The sequence below is a fragment of the Pseudomonas sp. AM8 genome (assembly GCF_036346475.1).
In the GTDB taxonomy this organism is placed as follows: Bacteria; Pseudomonadota; Gammaproteobacteria; order Pseudomonadales; family Pseudomonadaceae; genus Aquipseudomonas; species Aquipseudomonas marginalis.
The window spans coordinates 278,579-296,630 of the sequence record NZ_JAOTNX010000008.1 but is presented as its reverse complement, the minus strand read 5'-3'; the positions used below and the strand labels follow the sequence as shown (position 1 = coordinate 296,630).

The window sequence follows — 18,052 nt, the reverse complement described above, 5'->3', positions numbered from 1 at the left end:
GACCCGGCCCTCGAAACGAGGACCGGGCCATTCTGTTAGCAAGAATGCAGCCAGCAGGCTCAACCTTTGCGTGAATTGCCCTGCATGGCCAGTTTGATCAGCGGGATCAGGCCGGCACCGAGGCGCACCAGGCGCGTCACACTGCTGATACCGCCGCCCTTGGCGCCCTTGCCGGTGAAGAAACCGATCAGGGTTACAGCGGCCACGCCCCACAGCGGCGCGTGCTTGATGCCCAGGCCGCCCTGAAAGTTTTGGCCCAGGTTGCGCACCTTGTTCAGCGGCGCCATCAATTGCTGGGATTCGTGGCGTATCTCCTGGCGGTGCATCTCCATGCGCAGGCGGATCAAGGCCTTGCGCATTTCCCGGCGGGAGGTTTGCTGGATTTCATTCGAGCTCATGGCAGCAGGCGCTCCCGATCATTGGCCAGCTCTTCAAGGGTGGCGTGGAACGGCGTGGACTCATCGAACACCGCCGCTTTCAAGCGCACCCCGCAGAAGGCAGCGGCCAGGCTGTAGAACACGCAGAGGCAGATGATCCCGGTCAGGCGGTAGCCGGTGTCCCATACCAGGATCATTACCAGTGTCGACAACCCCACCAGCAACAACAGGGCAAATACCAGCGCCAGGCCGGCAAACAGCAGCAGGCTGACGGTACGGGCCTTCTGCTCCTGCAATTCGATGCCAAACAGTTCGACGTGGCTGTGCAGCAAGCCAAGAACGGCCGCGCCCAGGCGTCGTGAGGTGGTACCCGTGGACGAGCCAGTTTCGCCGATAGACATGATTAGCGCCTTGTGGCCAGCAGGCCGATCAGAAAGCCCACGCCGGCGGCAATGCCTACCGACTGCCAAGGGTTGGCCTGCACGTAATCTTCGGTCGCGGTGACCGCCGCCTGGCCGCGTTCGCGCAGGGAGTCTTCGGTTTGCTTGAGGGTTTCGCGGGCCTGCAACAGCGTGTCATGAATCTTGGCGCGCAGTTCATCGGCCTGGTCGCCCGCAAGCACCTTGGTGTCGTCCAGCAACCTTTCGGTGTCAGTCACCAGGGTTTGAAAATCCGCCATCAGTATTTCTTGAGCAGTCTTTGCAGTTCTTCTGGCCATGGTTATCTCCGTGATTGGCTGATCGGTACGTGTGGTTTCGAGTCACCGGTATCGGTGAAGGTTCAGTGCAATTGTCTGGTACAGCTTTTGCTTTGCCTTGGTGCGCACGCCCCGTGGCTTGCGCTGAATCCGGGCGGTCGGGGCTCAGGTCTCGAAAAACCTTACCCTAAATAACTCAAACTCGCGGAAAAACCCTGTCGGCAACGGCCGGTTGTGTTGAACGCTGCGCTAAAGCGGTTCACGCCCTCTGAAGAGGGGCGGTGCCGGAGGTGCCAATTTAGTGCGCGCAACCCCTGGCTTGAACCGCTTTGGTGCTTTTTGCCTTACACAGGCCTGCCAACTTCAATGGAAAATCTGCAAAGTGCGGTGGACACTCTGGTCCACAGCTCCAATACCCTGTTTATCCTGATCGGTGCGGTCATGGTCCTGGCCATGCACGCCGGCTTCGCGTTTCTGGAAGTCGGGACGGTGCGCCAGAAAAACCAGGTCAACGCCCTGTCGAAGATCCTCAGCGACTTCGCCATCTCCACCCTGGCCTATTTCTTTATAGGCTATTGGATCTCCTACGGGGTGAGCTTCATGCAACCGGCGGCCGTGATCAGCGCCGACCATGGTTATGGCCTGGTGAAGTTCTTCTTCCTGCTGACGTTTGCGGCAGCGATCCCGGCGATCATCTCCGGCGGTATTGCGGAGCGTGCAAAGTTCGCTCCGCAGTTGTGCGCCACCGCGTTGATCGTGGCGTTTATCTATCCGTTTTTCGAAGGCATGGTGTGGAACGGCAATTTCGGTTTGCAGGCCTGGTTGCTCAAGACGTTCGGCGCCAGCTTCCATGACTTTGCCGGCTCGGTGGTGGTGCATGCCATGGGCGGCTGGCTGGCGCTGGCGGCGGTGCTGCTGCTGGGCCCGCGCAATGGGCGCTACCGGGAAGGGCGCCTGGTGGCGTTTGCGCCGTCGAGCATTCCGTTCCTGGCGTTGGGCTCGTGGATCCTGATTGTCGGCTGGTTCGGCTTTAACGTGATGAGCGCGCAGACCCTGGACGGCGTCAGCGGCCTGGTGGCGGTGAACTCGCTGATGGCCATGGTCGGCGGCACCGTCGCCGCCCTGGTGATCGGCCGCAACGACCCAGGCTTCCTGCATAACGGTCCGTTGGCCGGGCTGGTGGCGATCTGCGCGGGTTCCGACCTGATGCATCCGGTGGGCGCGCTGGTCACCGGTGTGGTTGCGGGCGGGCTGTTTGTGTGGTGCTTTATCGCCGCCCAGGACCGCTGGAAGATCGACGATGTGCTGGGGGTGTGGCCACTGCATGGCCTGTGCGGTGTATGGGGCGGGATTGCCTGCGGCATCTTTGGGCAAAAGGCGCTGGGGGGATTGGGCGGCGTGAGTCTGATCAGCCAATTGATCGGTACGGGGCTCGGTGTGGTCGTCGCGTTCGGCGGCGGCCTGCTGGTGTATGGCGTGATCAAGCGCGTACAGGGGCTGCGCCTGAGCCAGGAGGAGGAGTATTACGGCGCAGATCTGTCGATCCACAAGATCGGTGCGGTCAGTCAGGATTGATAGGCGCCTCTTCGTCGGTGCTCGGGTGCGTGTAGAAACCGTGCAGCAGGCGATAGCGGTTATGCCGGACTTCATCGACCCGCGCCTGCACCTGTTGGTCCGGCAGGCCCAGCAGGATCAAGGCGTGGGAGGCGAGCATCAGGCTTGACTCCAGCAGCTCGGGCACCACTTCGCTGGCGCCCGCGGCTTTCAATTCAGCCCACTGGCTGTCATCGCGGGTGCGCACCAGGATCGGCACGTCGGGGTTGATATGGCGGGCTTCCTTGAGCACCGCCAGGGCCACATCACTGTTGTCCACGGCAATCACCACCAGGCACGCCCGTTCCAGGCCCACGGCACTGAGCAAGGCGCCACGGCGACAGTCGCCGTAATGCACGCTGCTGTCTTCGGTGGCGGCTTCCTGGACCCGTTCCGGGTCGTCATCCAGGGCGATAAACGCCTGTTGCTCATTGCGCAGAAAGCGCCCGATGGATTGCCCGACCCGGCCATAGCCGCAGATGACCGCATGCCCGTGTAATTGGGCGTTGAGGGCGGCAATTTCTTCAAGTTGTACCTGTTGGTTGGGCTTACGATGCAGGCGCAGGGCAATCGCCGGCGCGGCGCGCAACAGCAGTGGCGTCAACAGCATCGAACAGAACGTGGCGGCGAGCAGCAGACCGTTGAATTCATCGGGTATCAGCCGGCTCTGTTGCATCTGCGCCATCAGCGCAAAACAGAACTCACCGCCCTGGGCCAGGGCCAGGCCGCTGCGCCAGGCGGTTTCACTGTCGCTGCCGCGCAGCTTGACCAGCGCAGCCACCACACTGCCTTTGATCAGCATCAGCGCGAGGGTCATGCCGAGGATCAACAGACTGTGGCTGACGAATAACTGCAGGTCGATAAGCATGCCGATGCTGACGAAAAACAGCCCCAGTAGGATGTCGCGGAAGGGCCGGATATCCGCTTCGATCTGATGGCGGTAATGGCTTTCGCCCAGCAGCATGCCGGCCAGGAAGGCACCGAGGGCAGGGGAGAGGCCCAGCAGATGCGTGAGCCAGGCGGTCAGCAAGACGATCACCAGCGCCAGCAGCACAAACAGCTCCGCCGAATGGGAAGCGGCGACCTCATGAAACAAGCGCGGCAATAACCAGCGGCTGGCGAGCAACAGGCCCACGAACAACACCACGGTTTTGCCCAGCGTCAGCGGCAACGCCCAGTACCAGGCCTGTTCGCTGCTGCCGGCGAACACCGGCACCAGCGTCAGCAGCAACACCGCCACCACATCCTGGAACAGCAACACGCCGATCGCGTTCTGGCCATGGCTGCTGAAGATTTCGCCGAGGCTGGTCAGTTCCTTGCTGACGATCGCCGTGGACGACAGCGCCAGCCCCGCACCCAGCAACAAGGCGATGCCCGGTGCCACACCGAAGGCCATCAACAGGCCCCCCAGCAGCACGCTGCACCCCAGCACCTGCAAGCTGCCGAGGCCAAACACCACGCGGCGCAGGGCGAGCATCCTGGTCAGGGAAAACTCCAGGCCCAGGGAAAACAGCAGGAACACCACGCCCAGTTCGGCAAGGTCGGGCAGCTCTTCGCTGTCATTCACCCAGTCCAGGGCAGTCGGCCCTACGGCCAGGCCCACGCACAGGTAGCCCAGCACGGGTGGTAGTTGCAGCCGGCGAAACAGCGCAATCACCACCAGGGATGAGGCCAGAATGATCAGCAGGTTGGCGAACACAAGCATCTCCGTTGCAGGGTGAGCGGGCAAAAAGCCGCGAGAATCGCTGAATCAGTTATAGGCCATGGTGATCTGGGTCAGGGTTTATTGTGGTCGGCGGATTTCCGGAGAGCGAACGCTGTACCTGTGGCTAGCCCGCTCGCCACAGGTTTTTGTCAGGCTTAGAATGCTCGTCTACTTACTGATCAGGGCCATTCGTCATGCTTCCTGAATGCCAGTTGTTCGGCACCCTGGGTTGCCATCTTTGTGAAATTGCCGAAGCCGAAATCATGCCGCTCGTCGAACGCGGGTTGCTGGTCGAGTTGGTTGATATCACCGACCCCGACGACCTGACCGACGCCTATGGCCTAAGGATTCCGGTGCTTCGGCGGGTGGACACGGGGGCTGAACTGGATTGGCCCTTCGATGCGGATCAGGTTGTCGCCTTCCTGCGCTGACGTTTATGCGATGGCGGGTTTCCGAATATTACGTTACTGTATGTTTGTACAGCGATTGAATAGAGGGAACGCCCGTGGTGAATGTTGAACAACTGAAAAGCAGCGTCAATCGCATGTCTGCCGATGTCGTGCGCGACGCGGTGAACGAGCTGCGCCTCGACGGCCTGGTCACGGAAGGCAAGACGCCGTTTAACAAAGTGCATTTCAATACCTGCTTTGCCGAGATCGAGGCGTTGTTCCAGCGCGCCGGTTATCACAAGCAGCTCGATGTGGTGGGTTACCAGGGCCTGTTGTACGCGCTTTACGATCCCGGCCGCTGGGAAGCGGTGGACGTGCTGCGCTGGCTCAAGGAGTTCACCGAGGCGGCGAGTGCTTCGCCGATCCTGCGCGCGGAATTGGCCAAGGCCTGAGATCCGCCCTAGGTTTCATCCCGCTTGATGCGGGATAATGCCCGCCTGTTTTTTCAAGGCTTCGAGCATGTCCACATCCGCTTTTTCCGCGTCCCAGCACCAAGCCAGCACCCTGTACCTGCCACCTGGCCCCTGGGCGACGGTGCTGGAGTGCCTGTGCGAGCACTTTGCGGCGATCAGTCGCGAACAGTGGCTGGACCGCATCGCCCGTGGGCGGGTGCTGGATGTCACTGGCACCCCGATCCCCCTGGACCTGGCCTACAGGGAAGGCCTGTGCATCTATTACTTCCGTGAAGTCCCCAACGAAAAAGTCATCCCGGTGCAGGAAAGCATCCTCTACGCCGATGAGCACCTGGTGGTGGCGGACAAACCGCACTTCCTGCCCGTGACCCCGGCCGGCGAGTACGTCGAGCAAACCCTGCTGCGCCGCCTGATTCGCCGCCTGGACAACCCGGCGCTGGTGCCCCTGCACCGCATCGACCGACACACCGCCGGGCTGGTGCTGTTCTCGGCCAACCCGGCCAGCCGTTCGGCCTATCAGCAGCTGTTTCCCACGCGCCGGATCGATAAATTCTACGAAGCCATCGCCCCGGCTTTGCCTGGCCTGACGTTCCCGTTGGTACACAAAAGCCGCCTGGTGGATGGCGAACCTTTCTTCCGCATGCAGGAAGGCCCCGGTGCCAGCAACACCGAAACAGCGGTGGAGGTGCGGGAAAAGAACGGCGACTTATGGCGCTACGGCCTGTTTCCCGTGACCGGCAAGAAACACCAGCTGCGTGTACACATGACCGCGCTGGGGGCGAGCATCTGCAACGATCCGTTCTATCCGGACGTGATCAAGGATGCGGTCGATGATTACGCCAATCCCCTCAAGCTGCTGGCCCAGGGCGTGCGGTTTATCGACCCGGTCACCGCTGAAGAACGCCGGTTTCGAAGCCTCATCACCCTCGACTGGTAACCCCCGGAAACGACAAGGCCCGCGCGAGGCGGGCCTTGTGTGCAAGCGCTGAGGCTTACAGGTCTTTAACGGTGCGAACCTGATCTTTGTTGATGCGGGTTCGCTTGCCATCAAGCTGTTCGAATTCGTAGAAACCCGAATCTTCGTTGTATTTCGGGGTGTCGACGGCCTGGATTTCGCGACCGTCATTCAGGGTGATCACTGTCGGCGAGGCGCAACCGGCGAGGGTAGCCAGGCCCAGTGCAAGCATGAGAGCGGCGATGGTCCGTTGAGTCATGGGTGTTGTCTCCAAGAGAATACTTTTTGATTGCTGACCTTGAGACGTGTGAGACGTCGCCAAAGTTCCTTGTGCGAAGGTTCATTCTGACACGTCAGACCTTGGGCGCAACAGCTCTGGTGTATTCAGGTTGGCCAGGCGCGGGTCATCGGTTGGGCATTCCACGCCCACGCCGCCCAATTGCAGGAGGATCTTTCGCGGGCTGCGTTCACCGGCATGCCAGGCCTGTTCTACCTCGGTTCGCAGGCCGATGGGGATGATGCAGATCAAGGGTTCCCAGAATTCACCGTGGCGCACCATCACCGGCAACAAGGGATGGCGTTGTGCGGTTTCACGCAGGTCGGCGAGGAGTCGAGCGTCGATATGGGGCACATCGCACGGCAGGATCAGCAGGTGCCCATGGCGCGCGGCGGCCAGTCCTGCGCGGATACCCGCCAGCGGCCCGGGAAAATCCGGGCTGTCGTCGCTTACCAACTGGTCGGCATAGGCGGCGTACTGCGCCTGGTTGCGGTTGCACGAGATGATCAGGTCATCGGTCAGTGGCCGTACCAGGCGCTGCACGTGTGCGATCAAGGGCAGGCCGTGCCAGTCCAGCAGGCCTTTGTCCTGGCCGCCCATGCGCTGGCCGCGGCCACCGGCCAACAGCAGGATCGAACAGGGCTGGGGGATTGAGTCGAGTGGCATGTGGGTTCCGCGCAGGCAGCTGAACAGGGGCCTGTGATATAACATCGGGCCGTTCCTTCGACAACCGGACCGTGCCATGAAAGCCAAGGCCGATGCACCCTTCGTACCCCTGAATATCGCGGTATTGACCGTCAGCGACACCCGCACCCTGGACACCGACACCTCGGGCCAGGTCTTCGTCGACCGCCTCACCGCCGCCGGCCACCACCTGGCCGAGCGCGTGCTGCTCAAGGACGACCTCTACAAGATCCGCGCCCAGGTCGCCCACTGGATTGCCGAAGACGTGGTGCAAGTGGTGTTGATCACCGGCGGCACCGGCTTCACCGGCCGCGACAGCACCCCCGAAGCGGTCGGCTGCCTGCTCGACAAACAGGTCGACGGCTTTGGCGAACTGTTCCGCCAGATCTCCGTGGCCGACATCGGCACCTCCACCGTGCAATCCCGCGCCCTGGCCGGCCTGGCCAACGGCACCCTGGTGTGCTGCCTGCCGGGCTCCACCAATGCCGTGCGCACCGGTTGGGATGGCATCCTCGCCGAACAACTGGATAACCGTCATCGCCCCTGCAACTTCGTGCCGCACCTGAAGCTGGCCGAACCCTGTGAATCCCGTGGGTAAGCCCGGCAAGACCGGCGCCCTGATGCCGGTAGAACACGCCCTGCAACAGCTGCTGGCGATGGCCGAAGCCGCGCCGATCCGCGAGCAGCACGTGCTGTCCCTGGCCGAGTGCGACGGCCGTGTATTGGCCCAGGATCTGGTCTCCACCCTCGACCTGCCGCCCTGGCCCAACAGTGCCATGGACGGTTACGCCGTGCGCCTGGTGGATTGGACCGGTGAACCCTTGCCCGTCAGCCAGCGTATTTTCGCTGGCCAGGCGCCGCAGCCGCTGGCGGCCGGCACCTGTGCGCGCATCTTCACCGGGGCGCCGGTACCGGAAGGCGCGGACTGCGTGGAAATGCAGGAAAACGCCGTGGTCCACGCCGATGAGCGCGTGAGCTTCAGCGAACCGTTGCAGCCCAACCAGAACATCCGCCCCCAAGGCCAGGAAACCACCGTCGGCGAGCGGGTGCTCACGGCCGGTACGCGCCTGGGCCCGATCGAGCTGGGCCTGGCGGCTTCCCTTGGCCGTGATCGGCTGGACGTGATCCGCCGCCCGCGTGTCGCGGTGTTGTCCACCGGCGATGAACTGATCGAGCCCGGTTTGCCCCTCGGTCCGGGCCAGATCTACAACAGCAATCGCCGCGTGTTGTGTTCCTGGCTTGAGCGCATGGGTTGCGAAGTCATCGACGCAGGCATCCTGCCGGACGACCTGGAGCAGACCCGTTCGCGCCTGGCAGGCTTGAGGGCGGTTGATCTGATTTTGTCCACGGGCGGTGTGTCGGTGGGCGAGGCGGATTTCCTTGGTATTGCCCTGCGCGAAGAGGGTGAGCTGGCGTTATGGAAGCTGGCGATCAAGCCGGGCAAACCCCTGACTTTTGGTCATTTCCGTGGCGTGCCGGTGATCGGCCTGCCGGGCAATCCGGCCTCGACCCTGGTGACCTTTGCGCTGTTGGCGCGCCCCTACTTGCTGCGCCGCCAGGGTGTGGCGGACGTGGAACCGCTGCGTTTCGACGTGCCGGTGGGGTTCGCCTGGCCCAAGCCGGGCAACCGCCGCGAGTATCTGCGCGGGCGCATCGAACAGGGCAAGGCGATCATCTACCGCAACCAGAGCTCCGGCGTGCTGCGCAGCGCGGCGTGGGCGGAGGGGTTTGTGGAGGTGTTGGAAGGGACGACGCTGGAGGTGGGTGATCGGGTCAATTTCATTCCGCTAAGCGAAGTCCTCAACTGACCGTAGATCCAAATGTGGGAGGGGCGGTGGCTATTCAGTAATCGTCGCCACGCTCCGTGACATCCCGCTCCACCGGCCGCGCATCCGGGTCATAGCCCACCGGGAACTTGCCCTTCAACGTCCAGGCAAACGCAATGATCTCGGCGATGGTGCGGTACAACTCCTCCGGGATACTGTCGCCCAGTTCCATGCGTGCCAGCAGTTTCACCAGCTCGGCATTTTCATAGATCGGCACTTCATTTTCCCGTGCCAACTTGAGGATGGCTTCGGCCAGGGCATCGTCGCCCTTGGCGGTCAGGGTCGGCGCTTGCTGGCCGTCGTACTTGAGGGCAATCGCCTGGCGCGGCGGGTTGGCGTTGTTCATGCGGTTTCATCCACCCAGCGTTGTTCAAGTCCGGTTTTCGGCCCGCGTGGCGGGGTGCCGAGGTGGCAGTCCAGGTCGCCGACATTCAGCCCTGACGACACCAGGCGCTCGCGCAGGCTGCCCAAATGGCTTTCGATCAGGCTGGCAGTGAAAGGTCGGGTTGCCCACAGTTGGCTGGACAGCTTGCCCTGAGTCAGCTGCGCCTGGACCTGCAACGGCCCCAGGGGCTCCATGTCGAAGGCCAGTTCGACGCGCCAGAGCATCTGTTTGGGCTCCTTGGAATCCTTGCGTTCGGGCTGGTCCTTGTCCGGCGCCGGCTCTTCGCGCTGGAACTTGACCTGCAACGGCACGATGTCCTGCAGGGTGCGCATGGGGATCTCCAACTGCCAGGTGGTTTGCAGGCGGCCATCGGCGGTGGTGCCGGTTTGCTCCAGGCTCGACAGCTGGTGGCTCTGCAAGCGGGAAATGGCCCCGGCGGCCAGGCGCAGCAGGTTTTCCAGGTCGCCTTCGCCCTCCAGTTTTGCCATCAGCCGCTCCGGCAGTGGGAAGCTGACCGGTGCTTGCCGCGCGCCGACCTGGCCGAGGGTGCCCAACGGGCTGCGCACGAAGTTGGGCAGCACCTGGGCCAGGGTGTTGGCGGCAAGAATGGCATTCAGGTTGGTGCTGGCGGGCAAGGCAGGCAGCAGGTCGGCGACCAGGCGCAGCAGCGCGCCCTTCATATCCAGCGGTGGCACCTGCGGGTTTTGCCCGGCGAGTAACTTGGCTTCAAGAAAGGCGCCGCTGTTCTGGATCACCTGGGCCAGCACCTTGGGGTTGCTCACCTGTGCCAGGTCGGGCAAGGCCGCCAGCAAACGGTCGGCGGCGGCGCGCAGGTCGGCGGAGGTGCTGTCGCCGCGGGGCAGATTTTGCAACGCCTTGAACACCGCATCCAGGGAGCCCTGGCGACTTTGCTGGGTCGACAATTGCTGGGTGACGGCCAGTTGATCCTTGAGCCCGCTCAACGGCACAAAATTCAGGGTTTGCGCGTTCTGCACCACGGCGCTGAGCAAGCTGCCCACGCGCAACGGTTGCGGGCTTTCCAGTGTCAGGGTCGCGCCGGCCAGGGCGCTATTGAGTACGGTCACCAACGAACGGTAGATCGCCGGCTGCGCGGTGCCTTGGGGCAGGGCCTGGGTGGTCAGCACCTTGGCCTGCAGCAGGGTGCCTTCCGGCATCCTGGCCGTATCGATACGGGTGAGGGCGGCAACGTTGGCGCTCAGGGCTTGTTGCAGGCTGATGGCCAGGTTGCCTGCGGGCGTCTGGCTCACAGCCACATTGCTGCCCAACGGCAAGGGTTGTGGGCTGCTGGCTTGCACCAGCGTCTGGCGGCCGCCTTCAAGGGTCAGCTTGAGCAACAGCTGAAACGCCTCGCCGCCTTGTTTCAGGGCGAGCACCTCGGCATTCACGGTTTTGCCCGGGTCGATCAGCCCGATCTGCGGCTCCAGCAGTTTCAGCAGCGCCCCGGGCGCAGGCGCAGGGGTTTGCCCGGTTGCCGGGGTGGGAGGAAGCGTAGGAAGGTTGATCTCGCCGGTCATCGTGCGCATCGTCTCTGGGGAAATAGCCCTCTTTAGCGTAGGGCATCGCATGTATAATGCCGCGCGTCTGCAAAGAGAGCGGTAAAAACCTCACAACTATTTGATCCAGCTCTCTAAAATCGGTCGCCAAAGCCGTTATTGTGCTTCTTTCTATAACGGCCGCTGCACCGCCGACTTGAACCGTAAAGGCCCGCGATCTCTTGACCAGCCCTCTTCTTGAAGCCGTAGCGCTCTCCTGTGAACGCGACCTGCGCCTGCTGTTCGAGCACCTCGACCTGCGGGTGGCGGGCGGCGACATGGTGCAGATCAGCGGCCCCAACGGCAGCGGCAAGACCAGTTTGCTGCGCCTGCTGGCCGGCTTGATGCAGCCCACGGCCGGTGAAGTCCGACTGAACGGCAGGCCGCTCAACGAACAACGCACCGAACTGGCACGCAACCTGATCTGGATCGGCCACGCCGCCGGCATCAAGGACGTGCTCACCGCCGAAGAAAACCTCAGCTGGCTCAGCGCCCTGCATCATCCCGCGACCCGCGACGCCATCTGGCAGGCCCTGGCCGCCGTCGGCCTCAAGGGGTTCGAAGACGTGCCCTGCCACACCCTGTCCGCCGGCCAGCAGCGCCGCGTGGCCCTGGCGCGCCTGTACCTGCCTGGCCCGCCGCTGTGGATTCTCGACGAACCCTTCACCGCCCTCGACAAACAAGGCGTCACCCAATTGGAACAGCACCTGGCGCAGCACTGCGAGCAGGGCGGCCAGGTGGTGCTCACCACCCACCACACCCTGGCGCGCATGCCCGTCGGTTACCGCGACCTCGACCTGGGGCGGTGGTCGGTATGAGTGTGTTTGCCCTGTTGGTCGCCCGCGAAGCGCGGTTGCTGTGCCGCCGCCCGGCCGAATTGGCCAACCCGCTGGTGTTCTTTGCCATCGTGATCGCATTGTTCCCGTTGGCGGTCGGCCCGGAGACTAAACTGTTGCAAACCTTGTCTCCGGGACTGGTGTGGGTCGCGGCGCTTTTGTCCGTCCTGCTCTCGCTGGACGGGCTGTTTCGCAGTGATTTCGAAGACGGTTCCCTCGAGCAGTGGGTCCTTTCGTCGCACCCCCTGCCACTTCTGGTCCTGGCCAAGGTACTGGCACACTGGGCTTTTTCCGGCCTGGCGCTAGTCTTGCTCTCGCCACTGCTGGCGATGATGCTCGGATTGCCCGGCGAATGCCTGCCGATCCTGCTGCTGAGCCTGCTGCTCGGCACCCCGGTACTCAGCCTGTTGGGGGCGGTGGGTGCCGCGTTGACCGTCGGCTTGAAACGGGGTGGCCTGTTACTGGCCCTGTTGATTCTGCCTTTGTACATCCCGGTACTGATCCTGGGCAGCGGCGCGTTGCAAGCCGCGCTCATGGGCATGCCGGCGACCGGTTACCTCCTGTGGCTTGGCAGCCTGACCGCCCTGGCGGTAACCCTGACACCCTTTGCTATAGCCGCCGGCCTGAAGATCAGCGTCGGTGAATAATGAGGTCTGACTGGGCGGTATACGCATAGTCAGTAAAGACCCTACGCTTCTTGCCAAGACAAGAAGCAACCGTGATGGAAACAGCAATGAACTGGACCTGGTTTCACAAGCTCGGCTCGCCCAAATGGTTCTACGGCATCAGTGGCAGACTGCTGCCCTGGTTCAGCATCGCCGCCGTGTTGCTGATCGGCATCGGCCTGGTCTGGGGCCTGGCCTTTGCACCGCCGGACTACCAGCAAGGCAACAGCTTTCGCATCATCTACATCCACGTGCCTGCCGCGATGCTGGCCCAGTCCTGCTACGTGATGCTGGCGGTGTGCGGCGTCGTCGGCCTGGTGTGGAAGATGAAACTCGCGGACGTCGCCCTGCAATGCGCCGCGCCCATCGGGGCGTGGATGACCGCCGTGGCGCTGGTCACCGGTGCGATCTGGGGCAAACCCACCTGGGGCTCGTGGTGGGTGTGGGATGCGCGACTAACGTCGATGCTGATCCTGCTGTTCCTGTACTTCGGTCTTATTGCCCTGGGCAACGCGATCAGCAATCGTGACAGCGCCGCCAAGGCCTGCGCGGTGCTGGCGATTGTCGGCGTGATCAACATCCCGATCATCAAGTACTCGGTGGAGTGGTGGAACACCCTGCACCAGGGCGCCACCTTCACCCTCACCGAAAAACCGGCAATGCCCGTGGAAATGTGGGCACCGTTGCTGCTGATGGTGCTGGGGTTCTACTGCTTCTTCGGCGCCGTGCTGCTGATGCGCATGCGCCTCGAAGTGCTCAAGCGTGAAGCCCGCGCCAGCTGGGTCAAGGCCGAAGTGCAAAGCTGCCTGGGAGCGCGCGGATGAGTTTTGCTTCTTTCAGTGATTTTCTCGCCATGGGCCACCACGGCCTGTATGTCTGGACGGCCTATGGCATCTGCCTGGCCGTGCTGGCCCTCAACGTCGTCGCGCCGATCCTGGCCCGCAAGCGTTACCTGCAACAAGAGGCGCGTCGTCTGCGCCGGGAGACCGAAAAGTGAATCCGCTGCGTAGAAAGCGTCTGTTGATCATCCTTGCCATCCTGGCCGGCGTCAGTATTGCCGTGGGCCTGGCGATGAGCGCCCTGCGGGAGAACATCAACCTGTTCTACACCCCGACCCAGATCGCCAACGGCGAAGCGCCGCTGGACACGCGCATCCGTGCCGGCGGCATGGTGGAGAAGGGCTCGCTGAAGCGTTCCGGCGATTCCCTCGACGTGACCTTCGTGGTTACCGATTTCAACAAGGCCGTGACCATCACCTACCGCGGCATCCTCCCGGACCTGTTCCGCGAAGGCCAGGGCATCGTCGCCCTGGGCAAGCTCAACGCCGACGGCGTGGTGGTGGCCGATGAAGTGCTGGCCAAGCACGATGAGAAATACATGCCGCCGGAAGTCACCAAGGCCTTGAAAGACAGCGGCCAGTCCGCACCCACCCCCGCCAAGGAGGGCTAAGTGATGACGTCTGCATTGTTTATTCCGGAACTGGGCCAGTTGGCGATGATCCTCGCCCTGTGCTTTGCCATCGTCCAGGCGGTGGTGCCGTTGCTCGGTGCCTGGCGCGGTGACCGCCTGTGGATGAGCCTGGCGCAGCCGGCGGCCTGGGGCCAGTGTGCGTTCCTGGTGTTCGCGTTCGGCTGCCTGACCTACGCCTTTATGACCGACGACTTTTCCGTCGCCTATGTAGCGAATAACTCCAACAGCGCCTTGCCCTGGTACTACAAGTTCAGCGCGGTGTGGGGCGCCCACGAAGGCTCGCTGCTGCTGTGGGCGTTGATCCTCGGCGGCTGGACCTTCGCGGTGTCGGTGTTCTCGCGCCAGTTGCCGCAAGTCATGCTCGCACGGGTGCTGGCGGTGATGGGCATGATCAGCATCGGCTTCCTGCTGTTCCTGATCATGACCTCCAACCCGTTTACCCGCATCCTGCCGCAGATCCCGGCGGACGGTCACGACCTCAACCCGCTGCTGCAGGACATCGGCCTGATCGTGCACCCGCCGATGCTCTACATGGGCTACGTGGGTTTCTCCGTGGCCTTTGCCTTCGCCATCGCCGCCTTGCTCGGCGGGCGCCTTGATGCGGCCTGGGCGCGCTGGTCGCGGCCGTGGACCATCGTCGCCTGGGCGTTCCTCGGCATCGGCATCACCCTTGGTTCGTGGTGGGCCTACTACGAACTCGGCTGGGGCGGCTGGTGGTTCTGGGACCCGGTGGAAAACGCGTCCTTCATGCCATGGCTGGTCGGCACTGCACTGATTCACTCGTTGGCCGTCACCGAAAAACGCGGCGTGTTCAAGAGCTGGACCGTGTTGCTGGCCATCGCGGCATTTTCCCTCAGCCTGCTCGGCACCTTCCTCGTGCGTTCGGGCGTGTTGACCTCGGTGCATGCGTTTGCCTCCGACCCGGAGCGCGGTGTGTTCATCCTGATCTTCCTGCTGTTTGTGGTCGGCGGCTCCCTCACCCTGTTCGCCCTGCGCGCACCGGTGGTCAAGAGCCAGGTCGGCTTCAACCTGTGGTCGCGGGAAACCCTGCTGCTGGGCAATAACCTGGTGCTGGTGGTGGCCGCGTCGATGATCCTGCTCGGCACCTTGTACCCCTTGGTGCTGGATGCCCTGAGCGGCGCCAAGCTGTCCGTCGGCCCGCCGTACTTCAACGCGTTGTTTATTCCGTTGATGGGCCTGTTGATGGGGGTGATGGCGGTCGGTGTGCTGGTGCGCTGGAAGGACACCCCGGTCAAATGGCTGGCCGGCATGTTGATGCCGGTGCTGCTCGGCAGCGTGGCCCTGGCCGTGGTCGCCGGTATCGCCTATGGCGACTTCAACTGGGCGGTGCTCGCCACCTTCCTGCTCGCCGCCTGGGTACTGCTGGCCGGTGTGCGTGACATCGTCGACAAGACCCGCCACAAAGGCCTGGTCAAAGGCCTGCCGACCCTCACCCGCAGCTACTGGGGCATGCAGATCGCCCACATCGGCATCGCCGTGTGCGCCCTCGGCGTGGTGCTCTCCAGCCAGAACAGCGCCGAGCGCGACCTGCGCCTGGCGCCGGGCGAGTCCATGGACCTGGCCGGTTACCAGTTCATCTTCGAAGGCGCCAAGCACTTCGAAGGGCCGAACTTCACGTCAGACAAAGGCACCGTGCGCGTAGTGCGTAACGGTAAAGAGATCGCCGTGCTGCACCCGGAAAAACGCCTGTACACCGTGCAGAGTTCGATGATGACCGAAGCCGGTATCGACGCCGGTTTCACCCGTGACCTCTACGTGGCCCTGGGTGAACCCTTGGGCGAGGGCGCCTGGGCCGTGCGCGTGCATGTGAAACCGTTCGTGCGCTGGATCTGGTTCGGCGGCTTGCTCACCGGCTTTGGTGGTTTGCTCGCGGCGCTGGATCGCCGGTATCGGGTCAAGGTCAAGAGCCGGGTGCGTGAAGCGCTGGGCCTGCAAGGAGCGGCGGTATGAAGCGTTGGTTGATGGTCGTGCCGCTGGCCCTGTTTCTGGTAGTGGCGGTATTCCTGTATCGCGGCTTGTACCTGGACCCGGCCGAGCTGCCCTCGGCGATGATCGGCAAGCCGTTCCCCGCGTTCAGCCTGCCGACCGTGCAGGGTGACAAGACCCTGACCCAGGCCGACCTGCTCGGCAAACCGGCGCTGGTCAACGTGTGGGGCACCTGGTGCATCTCCTGCCGCGTCGAGCACCCGGTGCTGAACAAGCTGGCCGAGAAGGGCGTGGTGATCTACGGCATCAACTACAAGGACGACAACGCGGCGGCCTTGAAGTGGCTGGCGGAATTCCACAATCCCTACCAGCTGGATATCCGTGATGAGGACGGCAACCTCGGTTTGAACCTCGGCGTGTATGGCGCCCCGGAAACCTTCTTCATCGATGCCAAGGGTGTGATCCGCGACAAATACGTCGGCGTGATCGACGAAGTGGTGTGGCGCGAGCAACTGGCCGCCAAGTATCAGGCGCTGGTCGACGAGGCCAAGCCATGAAGCGCCTGTTAGCCGCTGCCGTGCTGGCGCTGGGCTTGGCCGGGGTGGCCCACGCTGCCATCGACACTTACGAATTCGCCAAGGACAGTGACCGCGAGCGTTTCCGCGAACTGACCAAGGAGCTGCGCTGCCCCAAGTGCCAGAACCAGGACATCGCCGACTCCAACGCGCCCATCGCCGCCGACCTGCGCAAGGAAATCTTCCGCATGCTGGGGGAGGGCAAGGACAACCAGCAGATCATCGACTTCATGGTCGACCGCTACGGTGATTTCGTGCGCTACAAACCGGCCCTCACCGGCAAGACCGCGTTGCTCTGGTTCGGCCCCGCCGGGCTGCTGCTGGCCGGCGTGGTGGTGATGGCCGTGATCGTCCGCCGTCGCCGCGCCGCGCCTACCGATGGTTCCGACGCGCTATCCCCCGAAGAGCGTAAACGCCTCGACCAATTGCTGGACACCAAGACTGATGATTGATTTCTGGCTCGCAGCCGGCTTGCTGCTTCTGATTGCCCTGAGTTTCCTGTTGATCCCTGTGTTGCGTGGCCGCCGCGCCCAGCGTGAAGAGGATCGCACCGCGCTGAACGTGGCGCTTTACCAAGAACGTGTGGCCGAGCTGCAAGTGCAGCAGGACGAAGGTGTGCTCGACGCCGCGCAGCTCGACAGCGGCCGCGCCGAAGCCGCCCGCGAGCTGCTGGCCGACACCGAAGGCGTGGAAAAGCCCCGCGAATCGCGCCTGGGCAAGCCGCTGCCGTTGCTCGCCGCCATCCTTGTGCCGGTGCTCGGCCTTGGCCTGTATATGCATTTCGGTGCCAGCGACAAGGTTGAACTTACCCGCGAGTTTTCCCAACCGCCGGTGTCCATGGAAGACATGACCCAGCGCCTGGAACGCGCCGCCGCCGCCCAACCGGACTCGGCGGAAGGCCTGTACTTCCTCGGTCGCGCCTATATGGCCCAGGATCGTTCCGCCGATGCCGCCAAGGTCTTCGAGCGTACCGTGGCGCTGGCCGGGCGCCAGCCGGAACTGCTCGGCCAGTGGGCCCAGGCGCAGTACTTTGCCGACAACAAACAGTGGTCGCCCAAGGTCCAGGCGCTGACCGACGAAGCCTTGAAGCTTGACCCGAAGGAAGTCACCAGCCTCGGCCTGCTCGGTATCGCCGCGTTCGAAGGCCAGCGTTATCAAGAGGCAATCGACTACTGGAAGCGTCTGCTGGCCCAGTTGCCGCCGCAAGACAGTTCCCGTGTCGCGTTGCAAGGTGGCATCGACCGCGCAGCCGAGAAGTTGAAAGAGAGCGGCGGCACCGTCGCCCCGGCGCCTGGAGCGGTTCTTAAAGTGCGTGTGGATTTGTCCGCGGATGTGAAGGCCAAATCCCTGCCTACCGACAGCGTATTTATCTTCGCCCGCGCCGTCAGCGGCCCGCCGGCACCCTTGGCGGCCAAGCGCGTCACCGTTGCCGAGTTGCCCGTCACCGTCGACCTCGGCGATGCCGACGCGATGATGCCGCAGTTGAAACTGTCCAACTTCCCTGAAGTCCAACTGGTTGCGCGCATATCCCGGTCCGGTCAACCGACCACCGGCGAGTGGATCGGCCGCAGCCAACCCCTGGCCAGCAGTACCACTGCGCTGCAGCAGCTGACCATCGACAGTCCGGACAAGTAATTTCGAGGAA

General features: G+C 63.3%; 23 protein-coding genes. 15 read left to right on the top strand and 8 right to left on the bottom strand.

The window, feature by feature from the left end; genetic code table 11:
- Positions 1-59 precede the first annotated feature (59 nt).
- Genes V3W40_RS20470 through V3W40_RS20460 form a run of 3 tightly spaced genes read right to left on the bottom strand, consistent with a single transcriptional unit; the run spans position 60 to position 1,095 of the window.
- Positions 60-398, bottom strand: a complete 339-nt coding sequence (locus V3W40_RS20470; protein ID WP_027607013.1) for a hypothetical protein — start codon at positions 396-398, stop codon at positions 60-62.
- A complete protein-coding gene (locus V3W40_RS20465) occupies positions 395-778 on the bottom strand; it encodes a phage holin family protein (protein ID WP_012723020.1) in 384 nt (127 codons plus the stop codon). Before V3W40_RS20465 ends, V3W40_RS20470 begins: the two co-directional genes overlap by 4 nt.
- 2 nt (positions 779-780) lie before the next feature.
- Positions 781-1,095, bottom strand: coding sequence for a DUF883 family protein (locus tag V3W40_RS20460; protein WP_012723021.1), 315 nt, complete (start codon positions 1,093-1,095; stop codon positions 781-783).
- Positions 1,096-1,440: 345 nt separating this feature from the next.
- On the opposite strand from V3W40_RS20460, the gene V3W40_RS20455 reads away from it, so the two are divergent.
- Positions 1,441-2,649: an ammonium transporter gene (locus tag V3W40_RS20455; protein WP_074844674.1), complete on the top strand. Its 1,209-nt coding sequence runs from the start codon at positions 1,441-1,443 to the stop codon at positions 2,647-2,649.
- On the opposite strand, the gene V3W40_RS20450 is transcribed toward V3W40_RS20455, so the two are convergent.
- On the bottom strand, positions 2,636-4,372 hold the full coding sequence (locus V3W40_RS20450; protein ID WP_330215558.1) for a cation:proton antiporter: 1,737 nt from the start codon (positions 4,370-4,372) through the stop codon (positions 2,636-2,638). The two genes, V3W40_RS20455 and V3W40_RS20450, sit on opposite strands and share 14 nt — an antisense overlap.
- Before the next feature lie 194 nt (positions 4,373-4,566).
- Here V3W40_RS20450 and V3W40_RS20445 point away from each other — a divergent pair, with 194 nt between their 5' ends.
- From V3W40_RS20445 to V3W40_RS20435, 3 genes are all read left to right on the top strand, one after another.
- Complete coding sequence (locus V3W40_RS20445) at positions 4,567-4,803, top strand: glutaredoxin family protein (protein ID WP_027607016.1); 237 nt, start codon at positions 4,567-4,569, stop codon at positions 4,801-4,803.
- A gap of 74 nt (positions 4,804-4,877) precedes the next feature.
- Complete coding sequence (locus V3W40_RS20440) at positions 4,878-5,213, top strand: hypothetical protein (protein ID WP_010565034.1); 336 nt, start codon at positions 4,878-4,880, stop codon at positions 5,211-5,213.
- Between the two features lie 67 nt (positions 5,214-5,280).
- Complete coding sequence (locus V3W40_RS20435) at positions 5,281-6,171, top strand: pseudouridine synthase (RefSeq protein ID WP_065924549.1); 891 nt, start codon at positions 5,281-5,283, stop codon at positions 6,169-6,171.
- Positions 6,172-6,226: 55 nt separating this feature from the next.
- Here V3W40_RS20435 and V3W40_RS20430 read toward each other — a convergent pair whose 3' ends face one another.
- Together V3W40_RS20430 and mobA are read right to left on the bottom strand one after the other, a co-directional pair.
- A complete protein-coding gene (locus tag V3W40_RS20430; protein WP_010211805.1) occupies positions 6,227-6,448 on the bottom strand; it encodes a YgdI/YgdR family lipoprotein in 222 nt (73 codons plus the stop codon).
- An 81-nt stretch (positions 6,449-6,529) separates the two neighbouring features.
- Positions 6,530-7,132, bottom strand: coding sequence for a molybdenum cofactor guanylyltransferase MobA (mobA, locus tag V3W40_RS20425; RefSeq protein WP_330215557.1), 603 nt, complete (start codon positions 7,130-7,132; stop codon positions 6,530-6,532).
- Between the two features lie 76 nt (positions 7,133-7,208).
- Between mobA and moaB the strand changes: the two genes are divergently transcribed.
- Positions 7,209-7,748 carry a molybdenum cofactor biosynthesis protein B gene (moaB, locus tag V3W40_RS20420; RefSeq protein ID WP_027607019.1) on the top strand — a complete coding sequence of 180 codons (540 nt, stop codon included), beginning with the start codon at positions 7,209-7,211 and terminating at the stop codon, positions 7,746-7,748.
- A complete protein-coding gene (locus V3W40_RS20415) occupies positions 7,732-8,958 on the top strand; it encodes a molybdopterin molybdotransferase MoeA (protein WP_330215556.1) in 1,227 nt (408 codons plus the stop codon). Before moaB ends, V3W40_RS20415 begins: the two co-directional genes overlap by 17 nt.
- Positions 8,959-8,992: 34 nt before the next feature.
- Here the strand turns inward: V3W40_RS20415 and V3W40_RS20410 are convergent, their stop codons facing one another.
- Positions 8,993-9,322, bottom strand: a complete 330-nt coding sequence (locus V3W40_RS20410) for an EscU/YscU/HrcU family type III secretion system export apparatus switch protein (RefSeq protein ID WP_027607021.1) — start codon at positions 9,320-9,322, stop codon at positions 8,993-8,995.
- Positions 9,319-10,896, bottom strand: a complete 1,578-nt coding sequence (gene fliK, locus V3W40_RS20405; protein WP_330215555.1) for a flagellar hook-length control protein FliK — start codon at positions 10,894-10,896, stop codon at positions 9,319-9,321. Before fliK ends, V3W40_RS20410 begins: the two co-directional genes overlap by 4 nt.
- A 200-nt stretch (positions 10,897-11,096) precedes the next feature.
- On the opposite strand from fliK, the gene ccmA reads away from it, so the two are divergent.
- From ccmA to ccmI, 9 genes are all read left to right on the top strand, one after another.
- Positions 11,097-11,732, top strand: coding sequence for a cytochrome c biogenesis heme-transporting ATPase CcmA (gene ccmA / locus V3W40_RS20400; protein ID WP_065947258.1), 636 nt, complete (start codon positions 11,097-11,099; stop codon positions 11,730-11,732).
- A complete protein-coding gene (gene ccmB, locus V3W40_RS20395; protein ID WP_065924458.1) occupies positions 11,729-12,397 on the top strand; it encodes a heme exporter protein CcmB in 669 nt (222 codons plus the stop codon). The genes ccmA and ccmB overlap by 4 nt, the downstream gene beginning before the upstream one ends.
- A gap of 86 nt (positions 12,398-12,483) precedes the next feature.
- A complete protein-coding gene (locus tag V3W40_RS20390) occupies positions 12,484-13,239 on the top strand; it encodes a heme ABC transporter permease (RefSeq protein WP_065924459.1) in 756 nt (251 codons plus the stop codon).
- Positions 13,236-13,412 carry a heme exporter protein CcmD gene (ccmD, locus tag V3W40_RS20385; RefSeq protein ID WP_065924460.1) on the top strand — a complete coding sequence of 59 codons (177 nt, stop codon included), beginning with the start codon at positions 13,236-13,238 and terminating at the stop codon, positions 13,410-13,412. The genes V3W40_RS20390 and ccmD overlap by 4 nt, the downstream gene beginning before the upstream one ends.
- Positions 13,409-13,864 (top strand): cytochrome c maturation protein CcmE, encoded by a 456-nt coding sequence (gene ccmE / locus V3W40_RS20380; protein WP_027607026.1) that lies wholly within the window; start codon positions 13,409-13,411, stop codon positions 13,862-13,864. Before ccmD ends, ccmE begins: the two co-directional genes overlap by 4 nt.
- A 3-nt stretch (positions 13,865-13,867) precedes the next feature.
- On the top strand, positions 13,868-15,856 hold the full coding sequence (locus tag V3W40_RS20375; protein ID WP_074844683.1) for a heme lyase CcmF/NrfE family subunit: 1,989 nt from the start codon (positions 13,868-13,870) through the stop codon (positions 15,854-15,856).
- Positions 15,853-16,389, top strand: coding sequence for a DsbE family thiol:disulfide interchange protein (locus V3W40_RS20370; protein ID WP_010211784.1), 537 nt, complete (start codon positions 15,853-15,855; stop codon positions 16,387-16,389). The genes V3W40_RS20375 and V3W40_RS20370 overlap by 4 nt, the downstream gene beginning before the upstream one ends.
- Positions 16,386-16,859, top strand: coding sequence for a cytochrome c-type biogenesis protein (locus V3W40_RS20365; protein WP_065924463.1), 474 nt, complete (start codon positions 16,386-16,388; stop codon positions 16,857-16,859). The genes V3W40_RS20370 and V3W40_RS20365 overlap by 4 nt, the downstream gene beginning before the upstream one ends.
- A complete protein-coding gene (gene ccmI, locus V3W40_RS20360) occupies positions 16,852-18,042 on the top strand; it encodes a c-type cytochrome biogenesis protein CcmI (protein WP_330215554.1) in 1,191 nt (396 codons plus the stop codon). Before V3W40_RS20365 ends, ccmI begins: the two co-directional genes overlap by 8 nt.
- The last annotated feature ends 10 nt before the right edge of the window (positions 18,043-18,052 follow it).

What these genes read in the sequence shown, in the direction of transcription:
- V3W40_RS20365 (WP_065924463.1), top strand. Translation starts at nt 16,386, where the DNA reads ATGAAGCGCCTGTTAGCCGCTGCCGTGCTGGCGCTGGGCTTGGCCGGG.
- moaB (WP_027607019.1), top strand. Translation starts at nt 7,209, where the DNA reads ATGAAAGCCAAGGCCGATGCACCCTTCGTACCCCTGAATATCGCGGTA.
- V3W40_RS20460 (WP_012723021.1), bottom strand. Translation starts at nt 1,095, where the DNA reads ATGGCCAGAAGAACTGCAAAGACTGCTCAAGAAATACTGATGGCGGAT.
- ccmB (WP_065924458.1), top strand. Translation starts at nt 11,729, where the DNA reads ATGAGTGTGTTTGCCCTGTTGGTCGCCCGCGAAGCGCGGTTGCTGTGC.
- fliK (WP_330215555.1), bottom strand. Translation starts at nt 10,896, where the DNA reads ATGACCGGCGAGATCAACCTTCCTACGCTTCCTCCCACCCCGGCAACC.
- mobA (WP_330215557.1), bottom strand. Translation starts at nt 7,132, where the DNA reads ATGCCACTCGACTCAATCCCCCAGCCCTGTTCGATCCTGCTGTTGGCC.
- V3W40_RS20450 (WP_330215558.1), bottom strand. Translation starts at nt 4,372, where the DNA reads ATGCTTGTGTTCGCCAACCTGCTGATCATTCTGGCCTCATCCCTGGTG.
- V3W40_RS20470 (WP_027607013.1), bottom strand. Translation starts at nt 398, where the DNA reads ATGAGCTCGAATGAAATCCAGCAAACCTCCCGCCGGGAAATGCGCAAG.
- V3W40_RS20430 (WP_010211805.1), bottom strand. Translation starts at nt 6,448, where the DNA reads ATGACTCAACGGACCATCGCCGCTCTCATGCTTGCACTGGGCCTGGCT.
- V3W40_RS20375 (WP_074844683.1), top strand. Translation starts at nt 13,868, where the DNA reads ATGACGTCTGCATTGTTTATTCCGGAACTGGGCCAGTTGGCGATGATC.
- V3W40_RS20370 (WP_010211784.1), top strand. Translation starts at nt 15,853, where the DNA reads ATGAAGCGTTGGTTGATGGTCGTGCCGCTGGCCCTGTTTCTGGTAGTG.
- V3W40_RS20390 (WP_065924459.1), top strand. Translation starts at nt 12,484, where the DNA reads ATGAACTGGACCTGGTTTCACAAGCTCGGCTCGCCCAAATGGTTCTAC.
- V3W40_RS20455 (WP_074844674.1), top strand. Translation starts at nt 1,441, where the DNA reads ATGGAAAATCTGCAAAGTGCGGTGGACACTCTGGTCCACAGCTCCAAT.
- V3W40_RS20465 (WP_012723020.1), bottom strand. Translation starts at nt 778, where the DNA reads ATGTCTATCGGCGAAACTGGCTCGTCCACGGGTACCACCTCACGACGC.
- V3W40_RS20435 (WP_065924549.1), top strand. Translation starts at nt 5,281, where the DNA reads ATGTCCACATCCGCTTTTTCCGCGTCCCAGCACCAAGCCAGCACCCTG.
- ccmI (WP_330215554.1), top strand. Translation starts at nt 16,852, where the DNA reads ATGATTGATTTCTGGCTCGCAGCCGGCTTGCTGCTTCTGATTGCCCTG.
- V3W40_RS20445 (WP_027607016.1), top strand. Translation starts at nt 4,567, where the DNA reads ATGCTTCCTGAATGCCAGTTGTTCGGCACCCTGGGTTGCCATCTTTGT.
- V3W40_RS20410 (WP_027607021.1), bottom strand. Translation starts at nt 9,322, where the DNA reads ATGAACAACGCCAACCCGCCGCGCCAGGCGATTGCCCTCAAGTACGAC.
- ccmD (WP_065924460.1), top strand. Translation starts at nt 13,236, where the DNA reads ATGAGTTTTGCTTCTTTCAGTGATTTTCTCGCCATGGGCCACCACGGC.